Genomic DNA, 12,630 nt, shown 5'->3' on the forward strand with positions numbered 1-12,630 from the left:
TGCCCTCTGAAAGCATCCGGACAGACTTTCGGGGGCAAACCAGGGGGCCGGGTGACGGGGTTCGTGTTTCTGCGGGTGCGGGCGCACCGGCTGCTGCTCGCCGCCGCGCTCCTCGCGGTCCTGCTCACCACCTCGGTCCTGGCCGCCCTGACCGCCTTCTCCGGCTCGATCGGCGACGCGGCCCTGCGCCACACCCTGGCGACGAGGTCGGCCGCGCCCGCCTCGCTGATCGTCAAGGCGACCGTCCCCGAGGCCAAGCGGCAGGCCGCCGACGACGCCGTACGCGAGGGCGCGCGCCGCACCTTCGACGGACTCCCGGTCACCACAAGGACGTTGACCCAGTCCGGCCCGTACGCGCTGCCGCGCACCCTCCAGTCGCCGGACGCCCGCAAGGGCACCGACCCCGACCTCACGCTCTTCGCCGCCGTCGACCGCACCCGCGTCCGGCTCACCGGCGGCAGCTGGCCCGCCCCGCCCGGCACCGGCCGCGAGATCCAGGCCGCCCTCCCCGAGAACGCCGCCGCCCAGCTGGGCCTGCGCCACTGGCCCGTCGCGCTGACCCTCACCGACCGGCTGAACGGTCCCGCCGTGCGGGTCAGCGTCACCGGCGTCTACCGTCCCGTCGACGCCACCGAGGCGTACTGGCAGCTGGACGACCTCGGCGGCCGGGGCACGCGCCGGGTCAACTTCACCACGTACGGACCGCTGCTCACCGATCCCACCGCGCTCACCGGCGGGCGCCTCAGCGCGGGCCAGACGTCCTGGCTGGCCTCCGCCGACTTCTCCACCCTGACCACCCACCGGATCGGCGCCCTGCGCGCGGCGGCGACCCGCGGCCCCAAGTCCCTGGTGGAGGGCGGGGTGTTCGCGGGCGACGCGACCGCCGCCACCGCGCTGCCCGACGTACTCGACCGGGCCGAGCGCTCACTGCTCGTCTCCCGCTCGACGCTGCTGATCGTGGCCCTGCAACTGGTGCTGCTCGCCGGGTACGCGCTGCTGCTGGTGGCCCGGCTGCTGAGCAGCGAGCGGACCGGCGAGACCGAGCTGCTGCGGGCGCGCGGCGGCTCCCGCGCCCGGCTGCTCGGGCTGTCCGCGACCGAGGCGCTGCTGCTCGCCGCCCCGGCGGCGGTGTGCGCACCGCTGCTCTCCGACCCGCTGACCCGGCTCCTGGCGGGCCACGGCCCGCTCGCCCGGATCGGCATCCGCCTCGACACCGGCCCGACCGGCACGGTGTGGCTGGTGGCGGCGCTGGTCGCGCTGGGGTGCGCGGCGGCCGTGGTGGCCCCGGCGCTGTCGGCCGGGCGGGCCTCGCGGGGCCGGGCGGCGGCGCTGCCCGCCACCGTGCGCGCCGGGGCCGACATCGGGCTCCTGGTGATCGCCGGGATCGCCTACTGGCAGCTGGACCGGCAGACCTCCGGCTCCGGGGCGCTCAGCGGCGACCGCGCGGGCTCCCTCGGCATCGACCCGCTCCTGGTGGCCGCGCCCGCGCTGGCGCTGCTCGCCGGGACCGTACTGACCCTGCGGCTGCTGCCGCCCGCCGCCAAGCTCGCCGAACGGCGGGCGGCGGGCGGGCGCGGGCTCCCGGCGGCGCTGGCGGGCTGGCAGTTCAGCCGCCGCCCGCTGCGCGGCGCGGGCCCGGTGCTGCTGCTGGTGCTCGCGGTCGCCATGGGCATGCTGGCGATCGGGCAGTCCGCCTCCTGGGACCGCTCGCAGGAGGACCAGGCGGACTTCCGCGCGGGCACCTCGGTACGCGTCTTCGGCTCCAGCCTGAGCGGCTTCGGGCAGGCCGGTTCGTACGACAAGGTCCCGGGCGTACGGACGGTGGCCCCGGCCGCGCGCTCCTCGGTGCAGCTCTCCGGCAACCGCTCCGGGACGGTGCTCGCCCTGGACACCGCGCACACGGATGGGCTGCTGCTCCGCCACGACCTCGGCGACCGGCCCCCGGGCGAGCTGCTGGGCGAGCTGACCCCGCGCCGGACCGCCCGGCCCGGTGCGCTGCTCCCGGCGGACGCCGCCGAGCTCGGCCTCGGCCTGCGGCTCGGCGCCGGGGGCGGCCCCGGCGGGGCCTCCCCGAGCGGGGTCGCCGTGAACCTGACGGCGGTGGTCGAGGACCGCTTCGGCGTCCAGTACCGCCTTCCGGCCGGAAACCTGGAGGCCGACGGGCGCCCGGCCGAGCGCCGGATCTCCCTCGACCTGGCGGCGGGCGCACCGGTGGGCCGCCCGGCCGGGCCGCTCGCGCTCACCGGCTTCGAGCTGGACTTCAACGTGCCGTACGAGACGCCCGAGCAGCACCGCCTCACCGTGAGCGACCTGCGGACCGTGACGCGCGACGGGCGCACCGCTCCCGTCGCGCTGCCCGCCGCCGACCGCTGGCAGGCCACCGCGCACCAGTCCGACGACGGGCCGCGCGGCCTGATGAGCCTGACCCCGCGGACCGAGGGGCGGACCCTGTCGCTGGCGTACTCGACGGGGTCGACCCTGGAGGTCGCCGGCTCCATGGCGGGAATTCCGAGCCGGACCGTGCGGCTCACCGCCGTCCGCCCGGCGCCGCCCGCGCTGACGGCGATCGCCACCGACCGGTACCTGGCCTCCAGCGGAACCCGGGTCGGGCAGACCGTCACCGCGGTCCTGGCCGGGCAGACCCTGCGCGCGAAGGTCGTCGACCGGATGGCCGAGGTCCCCACGACCGGGCCCGGCGCCGGGACCACCGCCGACGGCGGCCGCGACGGCGGCACGCTCCTGCTCGACCTGAACGCGGTCAACCAGCGGCTCGCCGTCGACGCGGGCACCAGCCTCGCGCCGACCGAATGGTGGCTGGCCACCGACCCCGGCGACGAGGCCCGCGCGGCGGCGGCGCTGCGGGCCCGCCCGGACATCGACCCGCAGCAGGTGGTGGTGCGTGCGGAGGTCGCCGAGCAGCTGCGGGACGACCCGCTGGGCGCGGGCCCGCAGGCCGCGCTCGTCGCCGCCGCGATCGTGGCGGCGGCCCTGGCGGCGGTCGGCTTCGCGGTGGCCGCGGCGGGCTCGCTGCGCGAACGCGGCGCGGAGTTCGCCGTGCTGCGGGCGCTGGGCGCCCCGCGCCGCCAGCTGGCCCGGCTGATCGCGGCCGAGCAGGGGGTGCTGATCACGCTGGCGCTGCTCGTGGGCCTCGCCCTGGGCGAGGTGCTGACGCGTGCCGTGGTGCCGCTGATCGTGCTGACCGGGCAGGCCACCCAGCCGGTGCCGAAGGTGCTGGTGGAGCTGCCCGCCGGGCGGCTCGCCGTCCTGCTGGCGGGGGTCGCCGCCGTACCGCTGCTGATCGTCGCGACGCTGGCGCTGCGGCGGACCGACCCGGCGGTCTCGCTGCGCCACCAGGGGGACAACTGACATGACTGCCAAGGCCGTTGCCCCCTGGGTGCGCACCCGGCTGCGGACCGCGCCGGGCGCCGCGGGCGCGCTCGCCCTGCTGGTGCTGCTCACCGCGTTCCTGGCCGCGGCGCTGCCGCGCGGGGTGGACGCGTACGAGGACCGGGGCCTGCGCCACGCGGTGGCGTCGGCGGCGCCGGACAACTCGGTGATCCGGCTGGCCGGCCCGATGCCCCTGGGCGGCGACCCGCGCGATCCGGCGCTCGGCCCGCAGGCCATGGAAGAGGCCTACCGGGAACAGCTCAAGGCGATCCCGGCACCGCTGCGGGCGGACGGCGCGCAGTCCGCGTACGGGGTGCGCACCACGGAGAAGATCCCCGCCACCGACCCGCTGGACTCCTGGCTGCCGAGGCCCGAGGGCATGCCGCCGCGCCTGCTGATCGCCTCCCGGTCCTCGCTCTCCGACCACGCCCGGCTGGTGAGCGGACGCCTGCCCACGGCGAAGGCGGACGTGGCCTCGCACACGGCGGAGGCGGTGGTGACGGCGTCGACCGCCAAAGCGCTGCACATGGCCCCCGGTTCGGTCGTCCATGTGCCGGGCGGCAAGGGCGAGCCGCTGGCGATCCGCATCACCGGCGTCGTCCAGCCGCTGCTTCCCGAGGCCGGCTACTGGGGCTCCGCACCGGCGCTGCGCGACCCCCAGCTCGTCCCGGCCTCCCCCAAGCCGGACGAGCCGCACTACTGGTACGCGGGCCTGATCCTCGGCGACGGCTCGGCGCCCGTTCTCCTCCAGGCGGCGGGCAGCCCCGAGGTGTACGCGGACATCGCCCCGGCCGCGCACGCCATGAACGCCCGCCGGCTGCCCGGCCTCACCACCTCCGTGGCCTCCCTGGAAGGCGGCCCGGCGCTCGCCGCCCTGCGCCTGCTCGTCGGCCCCGGCACCACGGTCTCCACCGAACTCGACGCGATCCTGGAGGAGTACACCTCCGTACGCGACTCGATCACCCCGGTGATCGCGGTCGCCACCTTCGGCACGGCGACGGTCGCGGCCGTGGTCCTGCTGATGGCGGGCGGCCTGGCGGCGGCCCGGCGCGGCACCGAACTCGCCCTGCTGCGCGCCCGGGGCGGCTCGCTGCCCGGCATCGGCGGCCGGCTGGCCGCCGAGACGGCGGTGGTGACGGTCCCCTCGGCGGCGCTCGGCCTGGGCCTGGCGGTCCTGGTCGTACGCGGCGGCCGAATCGTCCCCGCCGTACTCGCCGTGACCACGGTCGCGCTGGTGTCCTGTCTGGCCCTCCCGGTACGGGCGATGGCCGCCCACCGTACGGTCCGCACCGCGTCCGACCGCGACGACCTCGTACGCGTCCGCCCCTCCCGGCGCCGTACCGTGGCCGAACTGACCCTGCTGGTGCTGGCGGTGGGCGCGGTGGTGGCGCTGCGCCGCCGCAGCACGGCGGCGGGCTCCGACACGCTCGTCAGCTCGGCGCCGGTGCTGATCGGCGTGATCGCGGCGCTGGTCCTCGTACGGCTGTATCCGCTGCCCCTGCGCTGGGCGGCCCGCCCGGCCGCGCGGCTGCGCAGCACGGTCGGCTTCCTCTCGCTGGCCCGCGCGGGCCGCGCGCCCGGCGGCGGAGTGCTCCCGCTGCTCGCCCTGCTCACGGCGCTGACCACGGCCGCGTTCGGCGGCTCGGTGCTCGCCGGGGTGGCGGACGCGCGGGAACGGGCGGCGCTGTACTCGACGGGCGCGGACGCCCGGGTCGACAGCGTGACCCCGCTGCCGCCGGGCCTGGCGGACCGGGTCGCCAAGGTCGACGGGGTGTCGCAGGTGGTGGCGGCCCGCGTCGAGTACGGCGTGCAGATGCCGGACGGCGACCGCATCGCGGTGATCGGCGCGGACCCGTCGGCGTACGCCCGCCTCACGGACCGCACCGGCCTGGGCGCGCTCGGGGCCGACGAGCTGAAGGCCCGCCCCGGCGGCAAGGCCCTGGCGGCGATCGCGTCACCGAAGGTGGCGGCGGGCCTGGGCCGGGGCCCGAGGGAGGTACGGGTGGCGGGCTACCGTCTGATGGTCCAGGTGGTGGGCGTCCGCGAGCGCACGCCCGCCGTCCCGCGCAGCGACTTCCTGCTGGTGGACACGGCCGGTCTCGGCGCACGGGAGCCGACGACGCTGCTGGTGGCGGGGACCGGAGTGGACGGGGAGGACCTGCGCCGCACGGTGACGACTCCCCGCACCGCCGGGGAGCGGCCCACGGTCCAACTGCGCACGGAGACGCGCCGCAAGCTCGTCGACTCACCGCTCCAGTCGGGCGCGGAACGGGTGTACGGGGCCGCGGTGGCGGCGGGCGCCGGGTACGCGGTGCTGGCGCTGCTGCTCTCGCTGCTGCGGGGCGCGCCGGAGCGTTCGGCGCTGCTCGCGAGGCTGCGGACGATGGGCCTGACCCGCCGCCAGGGCCGCCGCCTGCTGATCCTGGAGGCGCTGCCCCAGGCGGTACTGGCCGCACTGGGCGGCGCCCTGACGGGCTGGGCAGCGACGGAACTGCTTTCCCCCGGCGTGGACTTGACGGGCCTGGCCCTCGCGGCGTCCGCGCATACCGCCTCGGCGGGCGGTGATCTACGGCCGGACCCGATGTCCCTGCTGATACCGGCGGTGTGCGTGGTGGCGCTGGCGGTCGGGGTCGCGGCGACCCAGGCGTGGTGGACGAGCCGACGCGGCTCGGTGACGGAACTCAGGGCAGGAGATACGAGATGACGGGGACGAGGGAGGGGGCGTCGGCGGGAGCGGGATCGGCCGTGCGGACGCTGTCCGAACTGGAGGAACGGGCGGCCGCGCGGCGGGACCGCCCGGCGTACGGCCATGACGCCCTGATCGCCTGCGACCGGCTGGTCCGGATCTTCACGACGGATGGCGTGGAGGTCCAGGCCTTGCAGGGCCTTGATCTCCTGGTCACCGAGGGCGAGTTGATGGCCCTGGTGGGAGCGTCGGGCAGCGGGAAATCCACCCTGATGAACATCCTGGCGGGCCTGGACGTGCCGACGGCGGGCCAGGCGAAGGTGGCGGGCCGGGACCTGCTGTCGATGGACGCGAAGGCGCGGCTGGACTACCGGCGGGAGGTGGTGGGCTTCGTCTGGCAGCAGACGGCGAGGAACCTCCTCCCCTACCTGACCGCCGCCCAGAACGTGTCCCTCCCCCTCCAGCTCCGCGGCCGCCGAAGGGGCGGCGCGAAGGGCAAACCGCCCCGGGCGGACGAACTCCTCACCCTGCTGGGGGTGGCCCACTGCCGTGACCGCCGCCCGCACCAGATGTCCGGCGGCGAACAGCAGCGCGTGGCGATAGCGGTGGCCCTGGCCAACAATCCCTCGGTGCTCCTGGCCGACGAACCGACCGGCGAACTCGACTCCGCCACGGCGGAACAGATCTTCGCGGCGTTCCGCACGGCGAACGAGGAGCTCGGGACGACGATCGTCATCGTCACCCACGACCAGACGGTGGCGAACGAGGTCCGCCGCACGGTGGCCATCCGCGACGGCCGCACCTCCACGGAGGTCCTGCGCCGCACCCACCTCGACGAACACACGGGCGAGGAGTCCGTGATCTCCCGCGAATACGCCATGCTCGACAGAGCGGGCCGCCTGCAACTCCCCGCGGAGTACACGGAGGCGCTGGGGATGGAACGCCGGGTACTGCTGGAACTGGAACAGGACCATATCCAGGTGTGGCCGGACGCGTAGGACAGGGCCCGGGGTTCGTCTGCGGGTGTGTGGTGGGTTGCTCGCGCAGTTCCCCGCGCCCCTAGGAGGTACGGGCGATGGCGAAGCCGAGCACTCAAGGGGCGCGGGGAACTGCGCGACCAGTTGGGGACGGCCCGCAGACGAACACAGCGGGGTGCAGGGGCCGCAGGCCCCGCCAACAGGGTCCGGGGGCGCAGCCCCCGGGAAGCGAGCCTCAACCCCCCACCCACCCCCGGAGGGTCTAGGTGAAGGGGCGGGGTGGGGCCCTCAAAGCGGAGACAACGGCAGCGCCCCCACCCCCACCTTCCGAACCGCAACCGACCCATACGGCGTACGAAGCCGCAACCACGGCCCCGCCCCCAACAACGCCAACTCCGCCCCGGATCCACCGGATTCAGGGGAACCACGCAAGAACCCCAGGGACTGCGCCGCATGCACCACCCGAAGCGGCACCTCCGTACCCCCCAGCGTCCGCGACCAGATCTCCCGCCCGATCCGATCCCGCTCGGCCCGCGTACGCGCCTCCGCGGGCAACGCCTCGTCCCGCGCCCGGAACTCCGCGACGGCGGCCGCGACCACGCCACGTATCTCGGCGGCCGAGGGCAGCCCCGGCAGCTGCCGCCAGCCACCGCGCGGCGGCAGCACACCGGCCCACGGCGGCCCGGTCACGGCGGCGGGAACGACCACCGCGGACGCGGGCTCGTCGAGCGCCTCAAGGAGATCACCCGCCGAGACGGTGACGTCGAGCTCCACCACCGCGTCCAGCCGCACCGTACGAATCGCCAGCACCTCGAACGCCGGCGGACGCCCGAACACCGCCAGCGCACCGCCCCCGGCCTGCAGCCGGACGGCCGCCGACCGGTCGTAGTGGATCAGCCGGGCCAGGAAGGCGGCGAGATCCGCCACCTCCCCGGCATCGGCGAAGCCCAGCTTCACGGTCATGCAGCGGCCCGCTCCACGCGATCACCGCGGTCACCGCGACCGCCACGACCGCCCTCGGGCTCCTCCACGTACTCCTGCAGGAACGCCTTCTCCTCCGCGGAGATCCGCCGAGGCCGCCCCGCCGCGAGGTCGAACGGCACCACGACCGTCGACGCCCGCACATACACCTGCTCGGGGTCCTTGATCTCGTACGCGATCGTCAGCGACGCCGCGCCGATCTTCGTGACCCACGACTCGACGGTCACCGGCTCGTGGCGGTGCACCAGCGGCCGTACGTAGTCGATCTCGTGCCGGGCCACGACGGACCCGCCGGAGAACGACGGCGAGCCGTCCCCCGGCGCCAGCCGGAACATGAAGTCGATCCGGGCCTCTTCCAGATAGCGGAGGAAGACCACGTTGTTGACGTGCCCGAAGGCGTCCATGTCCGACCAGCGGAGCGGGCAGCTGTAGATGTGGCGAGCCAAGAGGATCAGCCCCGGGTCAGCTTCTTGTAGGTGGCGCGGTGCGGACGCGCCGCGTCGGCCCCGAGCCGCTCGATCTTGTTCTTCTCGTACGACTCGAAGTTGCCCTCGAACCAGTACCACTTCGAGTCGCCCTCGTACGCCAGGATGTGCGTCGCGACCCGGTCCAGGAACCAGCGGTCGTGGGAGATCACGACAGCGGCGCCCGGGAACTCCAGGAGCGCGTTCTCCAGCGAGGAGAGCGTCTCCACGTCCAGGTCGTTGGTGGGCTCGTCGAGGAGCAGCAGGTTGCCGCCCTCCTTGAGCGTCAGCGCCAGGTTGAGGCGGTTGCGCTCACCACCGGAGAGCACACCGGCCGGCTTCTGCTGGTCCGGGCCCTTGAAGCCGAACGCGCTGACGTACGCGCGCGACGGCATCTCGACCTGGCCGACGTTGATGTAGTCGAGCTCGTCCGACACGACCGCCCAGAGGGTCTTCTTGGGGTCGATGTTGGCGCGGCTCTGGTCGACGTACGAGATCTTGACGGTCTCGCCGACCCGGATGGAGCCCGAGTCGGGGGTCTCCAGGCCCTGGATCATCTTGAACAGCGTGGTCTTGCCCGCGCCGTTCGGACCGATGACGCCCACGATGCCGTTGCGCGGCAGCGTGAACGACAGGTCGTCGATGAGGACCTTGTCGCCGAAGGCCTTGGAGAGGTTCTCCACCTCGACGACGATCGAGCCCAGACGCGGGCCCGGCGGGATCTGGATCTCCTCGAAGTCCAGCTTCCGCATCTTGTCGGCCTCGGCCGCCATCTCCTCGTAACGGGCGAGGCGCGCCTTGGACTTGGTCTGCCGGCCCTTGGCGTTGGAGCGGACCCACTCCAGCTCTTCCTTGAGCCGCTTGGCGCGCTTGGCGTCCTTCTGGCCCTCGACCTTGAGGCGGGAGGCCTTCTTGTCCAGGTACGTGGAGTAGTTGCCCTCGTACGGGATCGCGCGGCCGCGGTCGAGCTCCAGGATCCACTCGGCGACGTTGTTCAGGAAGTACCGGTCGTGGGTGACCGCGACGACGGCGCCCGGATACTTCGAGAGGTGCTGCTCCAGCCAGTTCACCGACTCGGCGTCGAGGTGGTTGGTGGGCTCGTCGAGGAGGAGCAGGTCGGGCGCCTCGATCAGCAGCTTGCAGAGCGCCACACGGCGCTTCTCGCCACCGGAGAGGTTGACCACGGGCCAGTCGGCGGGCGGGCAGCCCAGCGCGTCCATGGCCTGCTCCAGCTGGGCGTCGAGGTCCCAGGCGTTGGCGTGGTCGAGGTCCTCCTGGAGCTTGCCCATCTCCTCGAGGAGCGCGTCCGAGTAGTCGGTCGCCATGAGCTCGGCGACCTCGTTGAAGCGCTTGAGCTTGCCCATGATCTCGGCGGCGCCGTCCTGCACGTTCTCCAGGACCGTCTTGGTCTCGTCGAGCTGCGGCTCCTGCATGAGGATGCCGACGCTGTAGCCCGGCGACAGGAACGCGTCACCGTTGGAGGGCTGCTCAAGGCCCGCCATGATCTTGAGAACGGTGGACTTACCGGCACCGTTGGGACCGACCACACCGATCTTCGCGCCGGGCAGGAAGCTCAGCGTGACGTCGTCAAGGATCACCTTGTCGCCGTGCGCCTTGCGCGTCTTGCGCATGGTGTAGATGTACTCAGCCAAGAGAAACCGTCCGGCAGTGTGAATCGGGCTGTGGGCAGATACACCCCATCTTGCCGTACCGCCACCCCCTGGCGGAAACGGGTACTTCCACGGAACGCCGACCGGCGCCGTCCGGGAACGCCAGTGGCCCCGGTGTGCCTGCGCTCACCGGGGCCACTGTCACAGGGTGGTCACTCTGAGTCCACGGTGGGGTGGCTCAGAGCCGCGGGGGTCAGTGCCCGGCGGTCCCGGCCTTCTTGCGGCGGAGGAAGAACACCGCGCCGCCGCCTATGACGACCAGGGCGACAGCGATGCCCGCGATCATCGGCGTGGAGCTGGAGGAACCGGTCTCGGCGAGGTCACCACCGGTGGTGGAGCCGGACGAGGTGCCGCCCGCCGAGGCGGGGCTGGGCTGCGACGACGGCTTGGTGGGGCTGGGGGTGCCGGCGGTCTTGCAGTCCAGGACGCCCTTGAACTCCTGCTTGAAGCCGTTCGGCCCAGTGATCACGAAGTCGTACGCCTGGTCCTCGGCGACCGGCACGGTGACGGTCTTCGACTTGCCGGCACCGATCGTGTACGAGAAGCCGGCCAGCTTGAAGGTGAAGGCCTCGTCGCCCTTGTTGGTCGCCGTGACGTCCACGCCGCCCTTGGCGCAGTTCTTCGCGGCCGTCAGGGCCGGAATGGCGCCCTGCTTGGCCCAGGTCGCCTTGGCCGCGGCGGTCACCGTGGAGTCGCTGGACCCGGCGAGGATCTGCGTCTGGCTCTTGGACTCACTGGCGAACGCACGGCCGACCGGCACCTGGGTGGTGGCCTGGACGGTCAGCGAGCCGGAGCCCGGCTGGGCGCCGGCGGGCACGTCGAAGAAGAGCTGCGAGCCGTTCTTGGCGGTCGTGGCGGCCTTGCCCGCCTTGTCGACGACCTTGACGCCGGCCGCCTTGAGCTCCTCGGACGGGGTCACCGAGACCTTGTCGGCGTTGGTGTGGACGGTCACCGGGCCGAGCTTGGAGCCCGCCTTGCCGGAGACGGCAGGGTTGTCGAGGGTCAGCGAGGCCTTGGGCTCGCCCACGTTCTGCGCGGACTTGGTCAGCCAGTCCGCCAGGTCCTTGGCCTGCGCGTCCACCGCGTCGACCTGGGCGTGGTCCGAGTAGCGCCAGATGGCGACCTGGGTGGCGGCGGCGGCCGTGCCATTGGTCAGCTGGCCCTTGAGGCCGGCCGACTTGGCGAGCGCCGTCAGGTCGTTCACCTGCGGGTACGAGTGCTCGAGGATCCAGCGGATCTTGCCCGCGTCGGGGTTCCCGCTCAGCGAGGTGCCGCTCCAGGGGGTCTCCTGGTACTTCGCGGCGGGCTGGGTCGGGTTGTGGATGTCGATGCAGTACGTACGCAGGGTGCCGCCGCCGTCGACGACCATCTGGAACAGACCGGCCGAGACGGGCCGGTCGCCGCCCTGCTGGTGGATGACGGCCTTGCCCGAGGCGTCCGGGTCCAGACCCTTGATGGTGGCGACCGCGCCACCCTGGTGCTGCTGACCGGGCTGGTCGGCGACCGCCGCGCCCGCACCGGCTATGGCGCCGCCGGCGACCAGACCCGAGACAGCGACAGCCGCAGCGAGGCGTGCGGCGCCGCGCTTGCGTACAGACTTGGGTACAGAAAGCCCGTGAACGACTGAAAACACAGAATTCCCCTTCGGGCGAGGAGCTTTCGCGTACGTGCGCGTGGGGGAAGTGCCTCGCCTGCTGACTCAAGTGCCCCGTGAGTAACGGGAATCCTATGGAGGCCGAGCCTCCTGATCCCCTGTCATGCGATCAGATAACCATTCCGAATCGCAATCGTTATCGCCGGTACCCGTTCCCACCTGGGGTTATCGACAAATCTCCAGTACGGAACGGGACGTTCAGGGCGCTGCGGCGGCCACGGCGGGCGGCTCCACGGGAGCCTTCCCGCGCGCCTCACCAGGGCTTTCTCCGGCCGCGGCCGGACTCGCCCCTGCCGCCCCATCACCCCCCGCTACCGCACCTGCACCGCCCGTTTCGGACCACCCCGCAGCGGCCGTCGGAGCCGGGGGCGGCACCGCTGTCCGCGTTCGCGAAACGGGCGAACCGCCCTCCCACGCCGGGCCCTTGGGCGGCTCCGTCAGGGACGGATCCGCCTTCACCACGCGCCGGAACGCCGACGTCCCCCGGGTCAGGTCGTGGCCCACCGCGATCGCCTCGACGTCGGCCGAGAACCGACGCTGTCCGTCCTGGTCCTCGTCACGCACCCGCAACCGGCCGTGCACCACCAGCGGTTCGCCCACGGCGACCGAACTCGCCAGGTTCTGCCCCAGCGTCCGCCAGGCCCAGACCGTGTAGAAACTGGAGTGCCCGTCCACCCAGGCGTCCTTCTGCCGGTCGAACCGGCGCGGAGTCACCGCCAGCCGGAACCGGGCCACTCCCCCCGTCGCCGTCTCCCGGTACTCCACCCGCGTCGCGGCGTTCCCCACCAGCGTCACCAGCGTGTCGTTCATC

8 protein-coding genes are annotated in these 12,630 nt (G+C 73.6%); 3 read left to right on the plus strand and 5 right to left on the minus strand.

The features are described 5' to 3' along the window. Positions 1–51: 51 nt before the first annotated feature. From BX283_RS16460 to BX283_RS16470, 3 genes are read left to right on the plus strand one after another with little or no spacing between them, the layout of a single operon-like run. Entirely contained in the window at positions 52–3,366 is a 3,315-nt protein-coding gene (locus tag BX283_RS16460; RefSeq protein WP_101388357.1) for an FtsX-like permease family protein, read from the plus strand. 1 nt (position 3,367) lies between these two features. Next, positions 3,368–6,091: an FtsX-like permease family protein gene (locus BX283_RS16465; RefSeq protein WP_101388358.1), complete on the plus strand. Its 2,724-nt coding sequence runs from the start codon at positions 3,368–3,370 to the stop codon at positions 6,089–6,091. Beyond that, complete coding sequence (locus BX283_RS16470) at positions 6,088–7,071, plus strand: ATP-binding cassette domain-containing protein (RefSeq protein WP_101388359.1); 984 nt, start codon at positions 6,088–6,090, stop codon at positions 7,069–7,071. The genes BX283_RS16465 and BX283_RS16470 overlap by 4 nt, the downstream gene beginning before the upstream one ends. Positions 7,072–7,338: 267 nt before the next feature. Here BX283_RS16470 and BX283_RS16475 read toward each other — a convergent pair whose 3' ends face one another. The 5 genes from BX283_RS16475 to BX283_RS16495 all read right to left on the minus strand — a co-directional run bounded on the left by BX283_RS16475 (position 7,339) and on the right by BX283_RS16495 (position 12,629). Beyond that, positions 7,339–8,013 carry a hypothetical protein gene (locus tag BX283_RS16475; protein ID WP_101388360.1) on the minus strand — a complete coding sequence of 225 codons (675 nt, stop codon included), beginning with the start codon at positions 8,011–8,013 and terminating at the stop codon, positions 7,339–7,341. Next, positions 8,010–8,477 carry a thioesterase family protein gene (locus tag BX283_RS16480; RefSeq protein ID WP_101388361.1) on the minus strand — a complete coding sequence of 156 codons (468 nt, stop codon included), beginning with the start codon at positions 8,475–8,477 and terminating at the stop codon, positions 8,010–8,012. The genes BX283_RS16475 and BX283_RS16480 overlap by 4 nt, the downstream gene beginning before the upstream one ends. A gap of 5 nt (positions 8,478–8,482) precedes the next feature. Further along, a complete protein-coding gene (ettA, locus tag BX283_RS16485; protein ID WP_101388362.1) occupies positions 8,483–10,147 on the minus strand; it encodes an energy-dependent translational throttle protein EttA in 1,665 nt (554 codons plus the stop codon). A gap of 211 nt (positions 10,148–10,358) precedes the next feature. Then, complete coding sequence (locus BX283_RS16490) at positions 10,359–11,798, minus strand: LAETG motif-containing sortase-dependent surface protein (protein WP_101388363.1); 1,440 nt, start codon at positions 11,796–11,798, stop codon at positions 10,359–10,361. A gap of 219 nt (positions 11,799–12,017) precedes the next feature. After that, a complete protein-coding gene (locus BX283_RS16495; protein ID WP_101392386.1) occupies positions 12,018–12,629 on the minus strand; it encodes a single-stranded DNA-binding protein in 612 nt (203 codons plus the stop codon). Position 12,630 lies beyond the last annotated feature (1 nt).

The sequence above is a fragment of the Streptomyces sp. TLI_146 genome, from assembly GCF_002846415.1.
Taxonomy (GTDB): Bacteria; Actinomycetota; Actinomycetes; order Streptomycetales; family Streptomycetaceae; genus Streptomyces.